18 protein-coding genes and 1 pseudogene are annotated in these 17968 nt (G+C 44.7%); 14 read left to right on the top strand and 5 right to left on the bottom strand.

Annotation, left to right across the window (positions count from 1 at the left end; translation table 11 throughout):
* Nucleotides 1-399 precede the first annotated feature (399 nt).
* Both ACYX4W_RS02595 and cutA read right to left on the bottom strand, forming a co-directional pair.
* The gene (locus tag ACYX4W_RS02595; RefSeq protein WP_476074592.1) at nucleotides 400-2283 is read right to left on the bottom strand and encodes a protein-disulfide reductase DsbD; all 1884 of its coding nucleotides are present in this window, start codon (nucleotides 2281-2283) and stop codon (nucleotides 400-402) included.
* Nucleotides 2284-2344: 61 nt separating this feature from the next.
* Nucleotides 2345-2659 carry a divalent-cation tolerance protein CutA gene (gene cutA / locus ACYX4W_RS02590; RefSeq protein ID WP_476074591.1) on the bottom strand — a complete coding sequence of 105 codons (315 nt, stop codon included), beginning with the start codon at nucleotides 2657-2659 and terminating at the stop codon, nucleotides 2345-2347.
* Between the two features lie 213 nt (nucleotides 2660-2872).
* Here cutA and ACYX4W_RS02585 point away from each other — a divergent pair, with 213 nt between their 5' ends.
* The 10 genes and pseudogenes from ACYX4W_RS02585 (at nucleotide 2873) to cyoE (ending at nucleotide 12297) form a co-directional block, all read left to right on the top strand.
* Complete coding sequence (locus ACYX4W_RS02585; RefSeq protein ID WP_474803750.1) at nucleotides 2873-3409, top strand: FxsA family protein; 537 nt, start codon at nucleotides 2873-2875, stop codon at nucleotides 3407-3409.
* 290 nt (nucleotides 3410-3699) lie between these two features.
* Nucleotides 3700-3990, top strand: coding sequence for a co-chaperone GroES (locus ACYX4W_RS02580; protein WP_012520088.1), 291 nt, complete (start codon nucleotides 3700-3702; stop codon nucleotides 3988-3990).
* Nucleotides 3991-4030: 40 nt separating this feature from the next.
* Nucleotides 4031-5674, top strand: coding sequence for a chaperonin GroEL (groL, locus tag ACYX4W_RS02575; RefSeq protein WP_476074590.1), 1644 nt, complete (start codon nucleotides 4031-4033; stop codon nucleotides 5672-5674).
* Nucleotides 5675-5936: 262 nt separating this feature from the next.
* Nucleotides 5937-6302 carry a hypothetical protein gene (locus ACYX4W_RS02570; protein ID WP_252119389.1) on the top strand — a complete coding sequence of 122 codons (366 nt, stop codon included), beginning with the start codon at nucleotides 5937-5939 and terminating at the stop codon, nucleotides 6300-6302.
* Nucleotides 6303-6744: 442 nt separating this feature from the next.
* Nucleotides 6745-7152 carry a hypothetical protein gene (locus tag ACYX4W_RS02565; RefSeq protein ID WP_476074589.1) on the top strand — a complete coding sequence of 136 codons (408 nt, stop codon included), beginning with the start codon at nucleotides 6745-6747 and terminating at the stop codon, nucleotides 7150-7152.
* Between the two features lie 147 nt (nucleotides 7153-7299).
* Entirely contained in the window at nucleotides 7300-8241 is a 942-nt protein-coding gene (gene cyoA / locus ACYX4W_RS02560) for a ubiquinol oxidase subunit II (protein WP_476074588.1), read from the top strand.
* A gap of 2 nt (nucleotides 8242-8243) precedes the next feature.
* Nucleotides 8244-10230: pseudogene (cyoB, locus tag ACYX4W_RS02555) on the top strand (cytochrome o ubiquinol oxidase subunit I).
* Entirely contained in the window at nucleotides 10230-10847 is a 618-nt protein-coding gene (gene cyoC / locus ACYX4W_RS02550) for a cytochrome o ubiquinol oxidase subunit III (protein ID WP_476074587.1), read from the top strand. The pseudogene cyoB and the gene cyoC overlap by 1 nt, the downstream one beginning before the upstream one ends.
* Nucleotides 10847-11218 (top strand): cytochrome o ubiquinol oxidase subunit IV, encoded by a 372-nt coding sequence (cyoD, locus tag ACYX4W_RS02545; protein WP_476074586.1) that lies wholly within the window; start codon nucleotides 10847-10849, stop codon nucleotides 11216-11218. The genes cyoC and cyoD overlap by 1 nt, the downstream gene beginning before the upstream one ends.
* 182 nt (nucleotides 11219-11400) lie before the next feature.
* Nucleotides 11401-12297 carry a heme o synthase gene (gene cyoE / locus ACYX4W_RS02540; protein WP_476074585.1) on the top strand — a complete coding sequence of 299 codons (897 nt, stop codon included), beginning with the start codon at nucleotides 11401-11403 and terminating at the stop codon, nucleotides 12295-12297.
* A gap of 84 nt (nucleotides 12298-12381) precedes the next feature.
* On the opposite strand, the gene ACYX4W_RS02535 is transcribed toward cyoE, so the two are convergent.
* Nucleotides 12382-12894, bottom strand: coding sequence for a YgjV family protein (locus tag ACYX4W_RS02535; protein WP_071960224.1), 513 nt, complete (start codon nucleotides 12892-12894; stop codon nucleotides 12382-12384).
* A 186-nt stretch (nucleotides 12895-13080) separates the two neighbouring features.
* On the opposite strand from ACYX4W_RS02535, the gene ppiC reads away from it, so the two are divergent.
* A complete protein-coding gene (gene ppiC / locus ACYX4W_RS02530; RefSeq protein ID WP_278384565.1) occupies nucleotides 13081-13362 on the top strand; it encodes a peptidylprolyl isomerase PpiC in 282 nt (93 codons plus the stop codon).
* Between the two features lie 92 nt (nucleotides 13363-13454).
* Here ppiC and ACYX4W_RS02525 read toward each other — a convergent pair whose 3' ends face one another.
* Both ACYX4W_RS02525 and ACYX4W_RS02520 read right to left on the bottom strand, forming a co-directional pair.
* The gene (locus tag ACYX4W_RS02525; protein WP_476074584.1) at nucleotides 13455-14201 is read right to left on the bottom strand and encodes a hypothetical protein; all 747 of its coding nucleotides are present in this window, start codon (nucleotides 14199-14201) and stop codon (nucleotides 13455-13457) included.
* Between the two features lie 92 nt (nucleotides 14202-14293).
* Nucleotides 14294-14482, bottom strand: a complete 189-nt coding sequence (locus tag ACYX4W_RS02520; RefSeq protein WP_476074583.1) for a DUF6435 family protein — start codon at nucleotides 14480-14482, stop codon at nucleotides 14294-14296.
* A 514-nt stretch (nucleotides 14483-14996) separates the two neighbouring features.
* On the opposite strand from ACYX4W_RS02520, the gene ACYX4W_RS02515 reads away from it, so the two are divergent.
* From ACYX4W_RS02515 to ACYX4W_RS02505, 3 genes are read left to right on the top strand one after another with little or no spacing between them, the layout of a single operon-like run.
* Complete coding sequence (locus ACYX4W_RS02515; protein WP_476074582.1) at nucleotides 14997-16154, top strand: NAD(P) transhydrogenase subunit alpha; 1158 nt, start codon at nucleotides 14997-14999, stop codon at nucleotides 16152-16154.
* Nucleotides 16155-16156: 2 nt separating this feature from the next.
* The gene (locus tag ACYX4W_RS02510) at nucleotides 16157-16438 is read left to right on the top strand and encodes an NAD(P) transhydrogenase subunit alpha part 2 (protein ID WP_014951245.1); all 282 of its coding nucleotides are present in this window, start codon (nucleotides 16157-16159) and stop codon (nucleotides 16436-16438) included.
* Nucleotides 16439-16449: 11 nt separating this feature from the next.
* Entirely contained in the window at nucleotides 16450-17838 is a 1389-nt protein-coding gene (locus tag ACYX4W_RS02505) for an NAD(P)(+) transhydrogenase (Re/Si-specific) subunit beta (protein ID WP_476074581.1), read from the top strand.
* The last annotated feature ends 130 nt before the right edge of the window (nucleotides 17839-17968 follow it).

Here is a 17968-nt window from a genome sequence, read left to right as displayed (position 1 = left end):
GCTGCTATCTTCGGGAAAATGTCACTGTTGTTGCCATTTCAACAAACTTTTGTGACAGTTGCACGAAAAAAAGCCAATTTATCTGCTCGTTTATTGTGTTAACTGATGATTATAGTGATAGATAAAGATTTCGCAGCAAAATACTGGTCTAATCAGGTGTTTTCGGCGCAAAGTTTTTTGTTTTATTTGCTCGGAATGCTGGTGTTAGATCCCTGCATGCTGCGTTTTTGAGAGGCAGGCGATAGAAAGCATAAGAGCATTAGTTCACGGTTTAATTAGGGGGGGACTAACAGGGGCTGCAAAATTAAGTGAATGCTTCGATGACTTGAATTACTGAAGTCGCCGTTAACGCCGTGAACAATGCGCTATGGGCAACTCCACTTCTTAGTACTAATTACTTCAATTGGCGCGCTCATTCTGACGGCGGTTGGTTTTAGCGCTGTTAAGCCACTCGTTCACATGACTAGCAAAGGCCTCTGCTTTCATAAACCCAGTCACACGCGCTTTAGTTAGCTCGTCGCCGTTTTCGTCAAAAAACAAAATAGTAGGCAAGCCTAGCACAGTGAAGGTGTCAAAAACCTCCTGGCGCTCTGGCGTATTATCGGTAAGGTCCATTTGCATCCATACTGTATTGCTAAGCGCAGATACCACTTGCTCGTCTGGGAATGTGTATTTTTCGAATTCCTTACAGGCAACGCACCAGTCGGCGTACAAATCGACCATCACGGTTTTACCTTGTGCGTTAGCCGCCGCTATTTTATTACGTAAGTCTGCCAAATCTCTTGCAACAACAAAGTCTGGGTGCCCTGCGTGAACACCATCAGCGTGTTCGCCCCAAAGCCCGGTATTGAGCCCTGCTTGATAAGTAAGCCCAGCACTTCCCATAATTCCCATTGCAACGATAACAGCGCGTACAAGCTTCATCAGTGAGTTCTTACTTGCGCGGTTAAGTGCCCAGTAATAACCGAATAGACCAAAACCTAACAACCCCCATAGGAAGCCAGTGGCAGGGCTATTGTATAAACGCTCTATAAACACAATGGCTACCGCAAGCATCATGAAACCAAAGGTTACTTTAACCATATTCATCCAGTTACCCGCTTTAGGTAGCAGCTTACCGCCCGTCATGCCGAACAGAATGAGCGGTACACCCATACCTATGCTTAACAAGTAAAGCGAAACAAAACCTAGCGTCATATCGCCAGTTTGAGCGATGAATAGCAATATGCCGGTTAGCGGCGCAGTAGTGCAGGGTGAAGCGATAAGACCAGACAATACACCCATAATAAACACACCTGCAAAACTGCCGGGCGTTTGATTGTTACTCATGTGAGTGAGCTTTTCTTGATACTTTGCTGGCAGCTGAATTTCAAAACCACCAAACAGAGCAACGGCAAGCGCCACAAATAGCATAATAAATACGCCCAACACCACAGGGTGTTGCAGTGCTGCCTGAAACTGCGCGCCAGCTACCGCAACCACTAATCCAAGCAGCGAGTACGTGATCGCCATACCTTGTACATAAACGAAGGTTAGCCAGAATGAATGCGATGCGGTTTTAGGTTTGCCCTGACCAATCACAATGCCCGACACAATGGGATACATCGGAAATACGCAAGGTGTAAAGGCTAAGCCTACGCCTAGTGCAAAAAATAGAGCTAAAGTAAGAGCAAGGTTATCTTTATCGATTAGCCTTTGCGCCAAATCGAACTGCTCGCTTTGTGAAGAAGTTGCTGCGTTATTTGATTCTGAGGCCGTATCTGTCTCAGCAACTGCACTGCTTCCCACTTCATTTAAATACACGACTTTCACAGTGGGCGGGTAGCAAAGCCCTGCGTCAGCACAGCCTTGATAGCGAATTTTAACTACGCCGTCACTGAGTGCTGATTCGATAGGCAAAGTAATAGATACGCCGTTGTAAAACACTTCAGACTCGCCAAAAAACTCATCCTGAATCATTACCCCATTTGGGTACTCAGGCTCGCCAATTTCGGCTTGTTTCGCCACAAACTTAAACTGCTTTAGGTACAGATAATAGCCTTCGGCAATATCGAAGTTTACCGTAAGCATGTCGCCTTTTTGGTTGAAATCAAACGCAAACGCTTGGTCTACATCTAAAAACTGGGGTTCATCTGCAAAAGGATCGTCAAAGGCATTGGGCACCTGAGCCAATGCGAACGTGCTTAATAACGTCATTAAACAAAATGCTGAAAGTACATAAGCGCTAAAGCGACGAAACAGTGAAGCTGATGAAGTGCCTGATGAGAAAGAAGGTAAATTCATAAAGTTACAGTTCATTTTTATCTATTTTGCGTTGTCGTTATTTTTATTAATAACGTTTTAACTAGCGCTGTAGCGTGGTTTGTAACCACTGACCGTAAGCGCTGCTAGCCTCAGCATTAAGTTCTAACCATTCAGGGACATCATACGGATGTAGTTCACTTACTCTATCGAAGGCCTGTAAAACGTGTTGTGTGTTCGTTTTAATAAGCAGTTGGCATTCTGCGTCGGTTTCTACCTTCCCCTGCCACTCATAAACAGACTCAATACCCTTAACAATATTCACGCAAGCTGCAAGCCTTTCTTTAACCAAGGTGCTGGCAATCAACTGCGCTGACTTTTCATCTGGAGTGGTACACAGTACAAGCTTTATTGTCATAAACGTATTCTACCTTGTTTGCGCCTGTTACTTTGCTAATGAGCCGATGCATAATAGACCTGAAACTCCACACTATTCTTTCACAGCCAAAGTATATAACGGTCGTTATCGGTCGCTTTAAGTGGCTATTTAAGCGAAAGGATGGGCACCTTTTCTTGTTATTACGTACAAAGACCTTATAACAGGTTATGAATACATGAAAGAGGAAGCATTTTGCGGGTTTTATTTATACTGTTTGCCCTATTACCTATTTTAGAAATTGCGTTGCTTATTAATGTAGGCAGCGTGATTGGTGGCTGGAATACCGTTGGCTTGGTCATTCTTTCTGCCTTTATTGGTGCTTATTTTGTTAAGCGCGAAGGTGTGAGTACGCTGCAGACGGCACAAGAGAAAATGCAGCGAAATGAAGTGCCTGGAAAAGAGCTGGTTGAAGGATTAATGCTAGTGGTTGCCGGCATTTTACTTGTTACGCCAGGCTTTATTACTGATATCTTCGGCTTCCTTTTAGCAATGCCAGGCTCTCGTCATTTCTTTGCTGCACAGGTCAGTAAGCATATGAAAATGCGCGTTGTTGCTCCGGGAATGGGGCCTGGTATGGGGCCGGGAGCTTCAGGTTTCGGGCAAGGTCAGTCACCGTTTGGGCAAAGCCCTTTCGACGAGCGTTCACGCTCACACAACAACGATGGTGATGTATTTGAAGGTGAGTACTCAGATCGCACCACCAACGACCCAGATAAGCGCTTAAAATAAAAACATCTACAGGCCCTAATTTACTGGCCCCTCCCTTAGGTTATGAACGCCGTTTACCGCGATAAACGGCGTTTACTTGCCCAATAAAAAGAAGTATTTAGAGAAAAAACCAAATTTTTTACATTTTTTTGCTTAAAAACCCTTGAAGTTATCAGGGTACTACCCCATCTATCCGTGCAGAAACGATTTTAACTGCTCAGCAATGAGCAACCCAGGCACACAACATTCAGACAATCTGAATGTTGGTAATCACATAAACTTGAATAGTGGAATTTTCAGGAGACTTGAAAATGGCAATTCGTCCTTTACACGACCGCGTAATCCTTAAGCGCGCAGAGCAAGAAAGCAAATCTGCAGGCGGTATCGTTCTGACTGGTTCTGCAGCAGAAAAATCTACACGCGGCGAAGTAATCGCTGTAGGCAACGGTCGCATTCTTGAGAACGGCGAAGTTAAAGCGCTAGACGTTAAAGTAGGCGACACCGTTATTTTCAACGACGGTTACGGCGTTAAAACAGAAAAGCTGGATGGTGAAGAAGTACTAATCCTAAGCGAAAGCGACATTCTAGCGATTGTTGAGTAATTACAACTAACGTTAAAACGAATTTTAGAGGAATTTAATCATGGCAGCTAAAGAAGTACGTTTTGGTGATGACGCTCGCAGCAAAATGCTAAAAGGCGTAAACACACTAGCTAACGCAGTTAAAGTAACACTAGGTCCAAAAGGCCGTAACGTTGTTCTAGACAAGTCTTTCGGTGCACCTACTATCACTAAAGATGGTGTATCTGTAGCGAAAGAAATCGAGCTTGAAGACAAGTTCGAGAACATGGGCGCTCAGATGGTAAAAGAAGTAGCGTCTAAAGCAAACGACGAAGCGGGTGACGGTACTACTACTGCAACCGTTCTAGCGCAAGCTATCGTAACTGAAGGTCTTAAGAGCGTTGCAGCGGGTATGAACCCAATGGACCTTAAGCGCGGTATCGACAAAGCGGTTGTTGCAGCAGTTGAAGAGCTTAAAGCCCTTTCTACTGACTGTGCAGACAGCAAGTCTATCGCACAAGTAGGTACTATCTCTGCAAACTCTGATGCAGAAGTTGGTGACATCATTGCTCAAGCAATGGAAAAAGTAGGTAAAGAAGGTGTAATCACTGTAGAAGAAGGTCAAGCACTTCAAAACGAACTAGACGTTGTTGAAGGTATGCAGTTTGACCGCGGTTACCTATCTCCATACTTCATCAACAACCAAGAAAACGGTACTGTTGAACTAGACAACCCGTTCATCCTATTGGTTGATAAGAAGATTTCTAATATCCGCGAACTACTTCCTACCCTTGAAGGCGTAGCGAAAGCTGGTAAGCCGCTTATGATTATCGCTGAAGATGTTGAAGGCGAAGCGCTTGCTACTCTAGTAGTAAACAACATGCGCGGTATCGTTAAAGTAGCAGCGGTTAAAGCACCTGGTTTTGGTGACCGTCGTAAAGCAATGCTTCAAGACATCGCTATCCTAACTGGCGGTACTGTAATCTCTGAAGAGATTGGTCTAGACCTTGAAAAAGTTCAGCTTGAAGACCTAGGTACTGCTAAGCGCGTAGTTATCAACAAAGACAACACAACAGTTGTTGACGGTAACGGCGACGAAGAAGCGATTGAAGGCCGTTGTGCTCAAATCAAAGGTCAAATTGAAGAGTCTTCGTCTGACTATGACAAAGAAAAACTTCAAGAGCGTCTAGCTAAGCTTTCTGGCGGTGTTGCAGTAATTAAGGTTGGTGCAGCAACTGAAGTTGAAATGAAAGAGAAGAAAGACCGCGTAGAAGATGCACTACACGCAACGCGTGCAGCGGTTGAAGAAGGCGTGGTGCCTGGTGGTGGTGTAGCACTAGTTCGTGCAGCAGCTAAACTTGCTGACCTAACTGGCGACAACGAAGATCAAACTGTAGGTGTTAAGCTTGCACTACGTGCAATGGAAGCGCCTCTACGTCAAATCTCTATCAACTCAGGTGCAGAAGCATCAGTAGTTGTTAACGAAGTGAAGAACGGCGACGGTAACTACGGTTACAACGCAGGTAACGACACTTACGGCGACATGCTGGAGATGGGTATTCTTGACCCAACTAAAGTAACGCGCTCTGCGCTACAGTTCGCGTCTTCAATTGCTTCACTAATGATCACTACCGAAGCAATGGTAGCTGAACTACCTAAAGACGAAGCAGCAGCTCCTGCAATGCCTGATATGGGCGGCATGGGCGGTATGGGCGGCATGATGTAATCAAAGCCGCTCTCCTCTAGTCCTTGTATATCAATGGATTGCTTATAACGTATACATAAGAGTATATGAAAATGTAGACAGTGATGTAGGACAGAAAAGAAGCCAAAAGAGAGGCGCTGGGTTAACACTCAGCGCCTTTTTTGTTTGTTGGTCTTTTTTTGCTCTAAGTATCTGAAAAAAAGAAGAAATGGTTATTAATAGCTTCACGAAGTCGCACAGCTTATGGAATAATGCGCGCCCTTTTATTAAGTAGTTTTAAATTATGAAAAAAGCATTCTTTTCTTTAGTTATTTTAAGCGCATTATTTTCTTCAGGCTGCGCACAACGAGTTGCTGACTTTACTCTCGCTTCAACAAAAAATATTGATATAAACAAAGGGGATTTTGTGAAAGGCCCTCGAGTGAAAGGTGAAGACAGCAAGCCGGTGATTATTTTCCCTCTAGGTATTCCAAATGTAAAAGAAGCTGCCGATAAAGCGATTGAGAGCGACAAATGCGCCGTTGGCTTAACTGATGTTACCGCAGACTCTGTCGTCTTTTCATTCTTAATTGGTTACATTGCATATGAGGTTGAGGGCGATTTAGTTATTGATAAAAAAATATCTGGCTGTGAAAACTGGCAAGGGTAAGTACTAGCAGGGAATGGCCGGCAGTGCTGGTCATTCTAATACCTGCTTCAATCTCCATGCTCCCTAACTAATTCTCGTGATTTATCGTATTTATCTGAAACTTACCGCATCATAAACTTTTCAACATTCTCTTTTTTGCCAAGTTTTTATAAACGAAAAATTTACATTGCTTTCTTTCTAAAAGAAGCAAGTGACACGTCAAATGATCATGAAATGCCTAAAAACCAAAGGTACAGCTTAAGTAAAGCAGACTGCATAATTTGGAAGAGTAATTCTCACATGTTAAATAAATGGAAAATTACTCGTTTCAGTGGTAAAGGAATGGCCTGAGAGCAATTCGAACACTAACTTGTACTCAATAACGATTGCCTTTAACCTGCCACGCCTGCTTCATCTTTGAAGTAAGTAACTAGTGCATTTTTTATAAGGCATACTACCCACTATGGCACCACGTTCTTTCGCTTTTTTAAGCGAATTGAATTCATTAATTAGACCCGCAGTAAACTACACCAATGGTGTAGGCGCTATGCTGTGGCTAGCTAATATGGTGCTGTTGCTGAATGTTGCGCTAGTTATTAGTGGCACCATGGCCGACGCTACAGAGTTTGTCAGTGCATTTAATGAAAGCTTGGTTTTCGAGCCTTTCGTTATTGCACTTGCTGATCACACGCTTTCACAATTTATCGTTCCCACTATCGCGTTGGTGTTAGTCGGTTTATTGGTAAAAGCCACGGCTATAGCAAAGGCGCAAATAACAAAACCGCGCCAGCCTATCCCTTACTTTTGCCCTACATTTCCTCAGCCTTTCGTTCAAACGGTTGGCAGCCGAGCGCCCCCGCTTTTTAGTTAAACGTCTCCGATTTTTTAGACACCATCAGTGCTGCGCTTTAAGCGTAATACCGCCACTTTTGGTGCGTTTTTCGATGCTGTAAACCCGTGGTTCCGTTAGGAACTGCTCAGTCATCGCCGTTTAACTTGTGGGTTATAGGAACTTGTTTTGTCTATTCGTAACCTTTTTACTTTGATTGTTGCTGGTGCTGGGCTTACGTTAGCCGGTTGCAGCGGTGGCGTGCTTGACCCCAAAGGGCAAGTGGGCATGGATGAAAAGAATCTTATTATTCTTTGTACCATTCTGATGCTGATTGTTGTTGTTCCCGTTATTGTGCTTACGCTTTACTTTGCGTGGAAATATCGTGCTAGCCGCGACTTTGAAATTTACACCCCTAAATGGGCACACTCAACGAAGATTGAAGCCATTGTTTGGTCTATTCCAATCTTAATTGTTATTTCGTTAAGCGTGATCACATGGCGCTCGACACACGCGCTCGACCCCTATTCGCCGCTAGAAGGCAAAGGAGAGCACCTTACTGTTGAAGTGGTATCGCTTAACTGGAAATGGCTGTTTATCTACCCTGAGCAAGGCATTGCTACCGTCAATGAATTAGTGTTTCCGGCTAATAAACCTGTGGCGTTTAAGATCACTTCTGAAAGTACTATGAATTCGTTTTTTATTCCTCAGTTGGGAAGCCAGATTTATTCCATGGCTGGAATGGAAACTAAGCTTCACCTTATCGCAGACGAGCCAGGTACGTATAAAGGTATTTCGTCAAACTACAGTGGCGCGGGCTTTACGGGCATGAAATTCAACGCCATCGCCACACCTACCGAGGGCGACTTTAACGATTGGGTTGCAAGCGTAAAGCAAGCACAAACACCGTTAACTTCGGCTTCTTATGAGCAGCTAGCCAAACCAAGCGAAAACAACCCGGTGACTTACTACAGCGAAGTGAGTGAAGGTCTCTTTCACGACATCGTGATGAAGTATATGAAAGATCACGGCTCTATGGACTTTTACAGCAAGCCAGAAAATGCCGCAACCGGCGAACATCACACAATGCCTCAAATGCAACACCGTCATCATCAAGAGGATGCACAATAATCATGTCTTTTTTAGGTAAATTATCTATAGAGGCCGTGCCCTATCACGAGCCCATTATCATGGTGACACTTGCCGTAGTGGCACTACTTGGTGTGGTTATAGCCATGCTCATCACCAAACACAAACAGTGGGGTACCCTGTGGTTTGACTGGATCACGTCTGTCGACCACAAACGTCTGGGCATTATGTACATTGTGCTAGCTATGATCATGCTGCTGCGCGGCTTTGCCGACGCTATTATGATGCGTACTCAGCTTGCAATGGCAACCAATGGTGCGCCCGGGTACCTCCCGCCAGAGCATTACGACCAAATCTTCACCGCCCATGGCGTTATCATGATCATATTCATGGCAATGCCGTTTATGATTGGCTTGATGAACATCATTTTGCCACTGCAAATTGGTGCTCGTGATGTGGCGTTTCCATTTTTAAATAATTTGAGTTTTTGGCTAACCGCAGGTGGCGCAATTCTAGTGAATGTGTCTTTAGGGTTAGGTGAATTCGCAAAAACAGGGTGGGTTGCTTATCCGCCGCTAGCCGGGTTGGAGTTTAGTCCCGGGGTTGGCGTCGACTATTACATATGGGCCCTGCAGATATCCGGGCTCGGTACCCTGCTAACTGCCGTAAACTTCTTAGTTACCGTGTTTAAAATGCGTGCACCAGGCATGAAGTTAATGCAAATGCCTATTTTTACCTGGACCTGTACATGGGCGAATATTCTGATTGCCGCCTCGTTCCCTATTCTTACCGCTGTGTTAGCCATGCTAACGCTAGACCGCTATATGGACTTCCACTTCTTCACTAACGAAGCCGGTGGTAACTCTATGATGTATATCAACCTGTTTTGGGCGTGGGGACACCCTGAAGTTTATATTCTGGTACTGCCTGCATTTGGCATTTTTTCTGAAGTTATATCTACGTTTACCGCAAAGCGCCTTTTTGGCTACAAGTCGATGGTTTATGCGTCGGGCGCCATTGCCATTCTTGGCTTTATTGTGTGGCTGCATCACTTCTTTACCATGGGGTCGAGCGCCAATGTGAATGCCTTCTTCGGCATTATGACCATGGTTATTGCTATACCCACGGGGGTAAAACTATTTAACTGGCTCTTCACTATGTATCGAGGCCGTCTTGTACTAAGTGTGCCTGTGCTATGGACGTTAGGTTTTATGGTGACTTTCACCATTGGCGGTATGACAGGCGTGCTGTTAGCTATACCTGGCGCAGACTACGTACTCCACAATAGCTTGTTCCTTATTGCCCACTTTCATAACACCATTATTGGTGGTGCAGTGTTTGGCTACTTGGCTGGCTTTGCTTTTTGGTTCCCGAAAGCCATGGGCTTTAAGCTTGACGAAAAAACCGGAAAAGCAGCGTTTTGGTGCTGGCAAATTGGTTTCCTTTTGGCGTTCATGCCCCTGTATGTGCTTGGCTTCTTGGGTATGACACGCCGTTTAAATCACACAAACAATCCTGACTGGAATATCTGGTTATACATTGCTGCATTTGGTGCGTTTGTTATTGCGATTGGCATTTTCTTCCAGCTTCTACAGCTTGTATGTAAGCTTTAAAAACAGAGAAAAGCTCAACGACAGAACAGGCGACCCGTGGAATGGTCACACGCTAGAGTGGTCAACAGCGTCACCACCTCAGTTCTATAACTTTGCCAACATACCGCACGTCAAAGACATCGATGCATGGACGGATATGAAGGAACGGGGCGAGTCGTATCAACGCCCAGAGAAATACACACCTATACATATGCCAAAAAACACCTCTGCGGGTGTGTTTATGAGTATGAGCTTTACCGTTATGGGCTTTGCGCTTATCTGGCATATATGGTGGCTAGCCATTGCCGGTTTAGCAGCAGGAATAGGGGGGTTTATTAAACGTTGCTATACCGCAGATGTTGATTACTACGTGCAGGTAGATGAGGTTGAACGAGTTGAAGCTACGCACTTAAGTGCAAATACAGTAGGAGGTCGCTAATGAGTACTATTGCAACTTCAAGTGCAGCGCCAATGCCTCAAGCACACGCACATGAAGAACATCATGAGAACAACACTGTGTTTGGTTTTTGGTTGTATTTAATGACCGACTGTTTGTTGTTTGCATCTTTCTTTGCAACCTACGCCGTGCTCTTCATGAACACGGCAGGGGGCGTGTCTGGCAAAGATATTTTTGAACTCAACTTTGTGGCTGTGGAAACAGCTGCATTGCTCTTAAGCAGTATTACCTTTGGCTTTGCGATGATTTTTGCTCACCGGCAAAACAAATCAGGCGCACTTGCTTGGCTGGCGGTGACTTGGGCGCTGGGAGCGTGCTTTATCGGTATGGAAGTATATGAATTCCATCACCTTATTGAGCATGGCAACGGGCCGCAGCAAAGTGCGTTTCTAACAGCGTTTTTCTCGCTAGTAGGGCTGCACGGGTTGCACGTTACAGCAGGTCTTATTTGGATGACCATTATGTTTATTGAAGTAACCCGCCGAGGTCTTGGCGAGCAAACCGTTACCCGACTAAGCTGCTTGAGCTTGTTTTGGCACTTCCTCGATATCGTGTGGATATGTGTATTTACCGTAGTGTATTTAATGGGGGCAATGTAATGGCGTTACACGATGCAAAATTAGCTTCGAATTCGAATAGCCACGCTTCATCTGAACATAGTCGTGATGCTAGCCATGGCGATGTGAAGTCTTACGTTATCGGCTTTATTTTATCTGTAGTACTTACCGCTATTCCGTTTACTTTGGTGATGAATGGTGATTTTTCTAAAGTCACCACCATTTGGAGCGTGGTTACCTTGGGCTTAGTTCAAATTTGGGTGCACCTTAAATACTTCCTGCATCTTAACTTTGTAACCGAGGAAGGCAGGGCCAATACGTTCTCGTTTCTATTCAGTGCGCTCATTATTTTCATGGTGGTGGGGTTATCCGTTTGGATCATCTACGAATCGAACGCCATGATGATGTATTAGCAAATCACTGTGTATACGTGGTCTAGCCTGACGATTGTGTCGGGCTTTTCATGTGCTTACTGAATTTCGGTCAGTACGTTGAGCCCTCACATAGTGCCTTTCTGAAGGGCGCTCAATATTGGGCTTCTCAGTATTCATGGATGCGCTTCTCAATTGGCGCGTTCTAATTTTGGATTTTACCCATGACCTCTACCTTTAAACGTTATCTGTCAGTCACCAAGCCCGGCATCATTATGGGTAATGCCATTTCGGTAACGGGCGGTTTCTTATTAGCGTCCCGTGGCGATATCGATTATTGGCTGCTACTTGCTACACTTATTGGTTTGTCGCTGGTGGTGGCGTCGGGGTGCGTAATTAACAACTGCATTGACCGAGACATTGACGGCAAAATGCAGCGCACCGCAAATCGGGTTACGGTGACAGGCGAGCTGCCGTTACTTACTGCGATGTTGCACGGTGTTGTGCTAGGTGTTGCAGGGTTTGGCTTGTTAGCGCTTTACACCAATCTAACTGCGATGTGCTTTGCTGCTTTTGGCTACGTTATTTATGTGGGCGCTTACAGCCTGTATATGAAGCGAAACTCGGTGTACGGCACATTTGTTGGCAGCTTGTCAGGTGCGGTGCCGCCAGTGGTCGGTTATTGCGCAGTAAGTGGTCAGTTTGATATAGCCGCGGCTATTTTGCTGGGTATGTTCAGCATTTGGCAAATGCCTCATTCTTATGCCATCGCTATCTTTAGATATAACGACTATAAGGCTGCTGATATTCCCGTGCTGCCTGTATCGCAAGGTATAGCGAAAGCAAAACGCCATATTGTTCTACATGTTGCGTTATTTGCTTTAGTGGTAATGCTGCTTCCACTAAGCGGTTATACGGGCATTGGCTTTTTAACGGTTGCTTTTGCAACCAGCCTTTGGTGGCTGTTAATGGCACTGCGCGGATATAGACCCGACATCAATGTAGAAGGCTGGGCAAAACGCGTTTTTGGTTTTTCTATAGTGAATATAACGTTGTTATCTTTTGCTATGTCAGTGGACTACCACACGTCAGTAACGAGTCTGTTTGCGCTCTCGTTCTAATTGACGTGTTTCGACTCACTCGACGAGGTTGGCTTGAAAGCTTCCAATGCAGTGTGCGTATAGCAACGCATTCACTTTGGGCAATCAGGCCTGACCGAGTGCTTTTTGCCCTCTGTACAAACGAATAATGGTGAAGCTATTAACTGCCAGTAGCGTAGCTTCAAGCAGGGTGCCGCCAATAGAGCCGACAATAATATTGTTGGTTAGCCAACATATAGCGCCGCACAAAAACGCTAAACGCATGCGTATTCCCGACAAACAAAACAAGGCATAAGTGCCTATGCACGTGCCCAAAATAGGGAATAAATCGTACCAAACTTCGGCCAAATACAGCCCGGCTGCTAGCGATATTAATATAAATAGATAGGCGACACTGCGGGAGCGGGTTTTAATTGAAATGCCTGTTCTTACCACTGAAAGTAAGGCGCTTAAGCATGCGGTAACAGCACCAAGTAACGCGAAATGCAGGGCGTGATTTAAATTCATCACAACCATCATAATACGCAGGTGCTGATCATCACGCTGATAAAAGCACAAAATGCCAAGCGCAAAACTCAGCATTCCTATCGCTTGGGCCAAGTCGAATTCTGGTAACAAGAGGAAAGACTCGTCAATGATTGATAAAGGTTAACGATACGCAGTTTTTAAACAGCAGAGTAGCCTTTACATCGCTTTTTTAGCCCAACACATCACATTGACTAATGGCGGGCGAGTTGCTCACTAGGGTATACTTAGCGTGCACGATATTATTCTTAAACCCCCGAGACAAATTAGGTCCTTTCCATGGCAACGGCATCCGCACTTCACATTTTGGTTAAAACAGAGAAAGAAGCGCTTTCTATTTTAGAGCAGCTTAAAAAGGGTAAGGATTTTGCGACGTTAGCAAAGCGTCATTCTAAATGTCCGTCGGGCAAGCGTGGCGGCGATCTTGGTGAATTTCGTCGAGGCCAAATGGTAAAAGCTTTCGACGATGTGGTGTTTAAGAAAGAGGTGCTAAAAGTACACGGGCCGGTGAAGACCCGTTTCGGCTACCACCTTATTAAAACGCTCTATCGTAGTAATTAAAACCAGAGCCTTTTAAAATCAAAGCCGCTAAAGCCGAAGCAAGCCCGCTCCATTTAACAAGCGTTTAAAGTATGTCCTAGCTAATTACCTTGTTAATTACCCGGCTCCCACTTTTCGCCGCATACTGTGTTTCGGGTGAAGATAGCGTAAGGGCTGTTGGTCTCGTGAAGTGAACCACGAAGTGCTGCACCGTGATCTACTTCAATAAAAGGTGTATCAGGCGCTTTGCCTTGTCCATCCAACATAAAATAATCGCTGGTATAGCTTGTTAGCATCATACGGTTTTCATAACCCATATCGGTTAAGCGAACCCGGGTAATGGCTTTGAACTTAGCGTTAGGGTTTGAAAGCCCTACAATCTTCTTAAAAAAGTAGCCTTTATCAGATTGCAACTGCGAAAAACCGTTTAAGGTGTTAATCAGGGTTTTCAAATCTATGGCTTCGCGCTGCAACATAAAGTCGTGATGAATAGCATTCCCGTCTTTTCTAAGGCTGTCCTTTGACGGTGTTTTGCCAGCAGTATAAGCCTGCTCTGTCTCTAACGAAGAAAGGGTGTCCTGCCCTTCCTCTGTATAGTGAACTAGGGCGTTTGTATTCATATTTACGTAGTAGTCGCTGATCCCAGCGGGTACCACTTCAAATAGCATGACATCAGGGGTAACTGCTCCGCGCTCTTCAGGTGTTTGAGGGCCTTTGGCTACGCACTTGTCAGAAATGAAATAGTAATATTGGCCAGCTTCAATAGCGAAAGCTGTATTAGACAGCACCGCGCAAGTAGCCAAGAACATTAGCCTGGAAGTGAACTGTTTAAATGCCGTTACAGCACTGCCTATTAGCATATCAAAGCGCCTTATTGTTTGATGCATTTACATATAAGGCGTTATTGTAAGGGCTCAGAAAACAAAGGGCGAGAAAACTAGGGCAAATTTGCTTAGTTGTTTTTTTGGTTGTCAGGGTTTTCTATTTTTTCTATCTCTTTCCAAAGTGTCTCAGACTCAGCCGTTAGCAGCGAATACGTTTTGATGTCACCGTTTCGTTGTGCATGCATGGCTTTTTCCAATAAGGCGTCATATTGCTTACGCATTTTTTTCGTGGGGTTGTTATTAAAAAGTCCGAACATGGAAAAATTTCTCTTTTTAGTGGTTAGCGGTATAACGCAATAAGGGAATGTTTCGATCACCAAACTTAATTAACAAACTTTCATGGTAAGAAAGCGAGTTTTATTTTTCTTCAACAGATTCTTCATTCCGTATGCGCCCCACCATTGTAAAAACTTCCTTGAAGTTAATTTCAACATTTACGTGTGTACAAAAATTGACCGCATTTTTCTTTATTCACATTGTGAATGAGAAAATATTGAGGCCATTTATTGACTGTATGCCATTTCTTTATTCGTATTAGTTATTAGTCGTAAGGAAAAGGTAGTGGTTAAGCATAAGTGTTTCGCGTAGCTTTGCTCTGCTTTCGCCTATAAATAAAGCGGTCCCAAGGATGAGTACTAAAGAAAAAAGTGCGAATAAAACAAAAGTTGAATGTAATTTAGCCAAGGAATGCTAAGCATAAGCGAATTAAATGGCTGTGCGGCATAAGGTTGGTGTCATTCTCAAATTGCCAACAAGTGAGGAGGTGTATGTGTGAAGATCATAATATTAAATGAGTCAAAAGCGCCGGGTCCGCTCAATAATGTGGAGAAGCGCTGTGCAGCTACGCCAAGTAGTGCTCAACGTCTAGTGAAGAAAGGTGCAACTTTATTACTCGAAACAGGTGCAGGAAAGGGTGCTGGTTATTCAGATAAAGAATATCAAGATGCGGGTGTCACAATCCTTGATGATGTGAATGAAGCGTTATCAACAGCAGATATGCTGGTGGCGGTGAACAAACCCACCGATGCACAGCTAGCGTTGATGAAAAAAGGGGCCATTGTGGTAGGCCATCTTGACCCTTTCTTTCAGCAATCGCTTGTTGAGTCTATTGCACAGAAGGGGCTAATCGCTATTTCTGTAGAGATGATCCCTCGTTCTTCTCGTGCACAAAAAATGGACGCATTGAGCTCGCAAGCGAGTCTTGCAGGTTACGTGATGGTGATGCAGGCAGCGAACCAGTTGCCATCAATATTACCTATGATGATGACACCGTCAGGTACCATAAAGCCTGCGAAGGTATTCATTATTGGTGCCGGTGTAGCGGGCCTTCAAGCAATAGCAACGGCGAAACGTTTAGGCGCAAACGTGCTAGCTTACGACACCCGTGCGGTAGTGGCAGAGCAAGTAGAGTCACTTGGTGGCAAATTCCTTAAAATCGACATTGGTGAAACAGGCCAAACGAAAGACGGTTATGCAAAAGAACTGACAGACGAACAAAAAGCAAAGCAGCAAGAAGCCCAGCGCGACGCCATTGCTGACTCTGACATCGTTATAACTACTGCTCAACTATTTGGACGCAAACCACCTGTACTAATTTCAAAAGATACCTTAGCACTAATGAAGCCTGGCAGTGTGGTTGTAGATATGGCCGCAACATCAGGTGGTAATGTTGAAGGTTCGGTTGCTGGCGAAACAGTTGAAGTTAACGGTGTAAAGGTAATCGGTAACGGTAACTGGAGTCAGTTTGTGGCTAAAGCGGCCACCGATATGTACGCCAATAACATCTACAACCTTGTGGATGAGTTCTTTGACGATGAAACCAAAACCTTTGGGCTGAATTTAGAAGACGACATTCTGGCCGGCTGTGTTATTACCCACGACGGTAGCATTACCAACGACATGCTTAACAACGCATACAAAGGAGCCTAATCATGGAAATCATTTACCTACTTTTCATCGTGCTACTGGCTGCTTTTTTGGGTTTTGAGTTAATTCGAAAAGTGCCTGCTACGTTACATACGCCTTTAATGTCAGGCTCTAACGCAATATCAGGTATTACGTTAGTAGGCGCATTAGTCGCATCGGGTAGCGACAATAACTTGCTAACCACCATTCTTGGTACGGCCGCGGTGGCGCTGGCCAGCATAAACGTAGTGGGCGGTTATCTTGTTACCGACCGCATGCTTGGCATGTTTAAGAAAAAAGATAAATAAGGAGTACGCAAGTGAGTGATATCGTAACTGTAATAAACCTTGCGTATGTAGTTGCTGCGGCACTATTTATCCTAGGACTTAAATTACTTAGCCATCCAGATACCGCGAAAAAAGGTAACTTCATTTCTGCCATAGGTATGCTGGTTGCTGTGGTTGTTACCCTGCTTGATCAGCAAATTATTAGCTACCAATATATCCTTTTAGGTTTTGTTATTGGCGGCGCTTTTGGTGCGTGGAAAGCTAAAACCGTTGAAATGACGGCAATGCCCGAGATGGTATCGCTGTTTAACGGCTTTGGTGGTGCAGCGTCATTGCTTCTGGGTTGGGCAACATTAGCCGGAATGAGCCTGATTACCCTTAAAACTGAAAGCGCGTTTACCTTTATTACCTTGTTTTTCACTATTTTAGTTGGGGGCATTACGTTCTCTGGCTCGGTGGTAGCCTGGGGTAAATTGTCCGGGAAAATGAGTTCTAAAGCGGTTATTTTCACAGGGCTTCGCGAGCTAAGCATCTTGCACTTAATTGGTATGGTGGTGATTGGTTATTTCTTCACTACCGACCCAAGCAATCCACTTTGGATTTACTGTGCTATTGCGTTATCACTAAGCTTCGGCTTGTGGGCGACCATTTCAATCGGTGGTGCAGATATGCCGGTGGTTATCGCACTTTTAAATAGCTACTCAGGTGTTGCGGCGTCTGCGGCAGGTCTCGCTACTGGTAACACAATATTGATTGTTACCGGTTTACTAGTGGGTGCTTCAGGCTTAATTCTTACCAATATCATGTGTAAGGCAATGAACCGCTCACTGATGAATGTGCTGTTGTCTGGCTTTGCGAAGCCAGTAGAAGCGGGTGAAAAAATAGAAGGCGAAATTAAAGTATTGTCCGCGCAAGATGCATTTTATGTATTAGAGGCCGCGCAAGCAGTACTGGTGGTGCCTGGCTACGGTATGGCGGTTGCGCAAGCACAGCATGCGGTACGTGAGCTTCAGTCTCTATTAGAAGAAAACGGCTGTACGGTTGATTATGCCATTCACGCGGTAGCAGGGCGTATGCCGGGTCACATGAACGTGTTATTGGCAGAAGCCGATGTGCCTTATGACCAACTATACGAAATGGACGACGTAAACCCGCGTATGGAAAACTATGATGTGGTTATCGTTATCGGCGCGAACGATGTTGTTAATCCAGCGGCCAAGGAGATGAAAGGTAGCCCTATTTACGGTATGCCAGTTATCGAAGCCCATCGTGCAAAAACCGTCTTTGTACTTAAGCGCTCTGCGAATGCCGGTTTTGCTGGTGTAGATAACCCGCTGTTTTTCAAAGACAACACGCGCATGGTTTTGGGTGACGCTAAAGACACCATCAACAGTATTATTCGTGAGTTCGGGGACGATTAATACGGCGTCTATCTTCTATTAACAACGTTTAAAGACCTGCGTAAATGCAGGTCTTTTTACTTTTTGAGTATGAAACGTAATCACAATGTATTCAACTTTAGTTGTAGTTTAAGCTTTTCAACTCTACTAT

The sequence above is a fragment of the Alteromonas sp. ABH4_454 genome (assembly GCF_056311775.1).
This window is presented reverse-complemented; position numbering and strand designations above follow the sequence as displayed.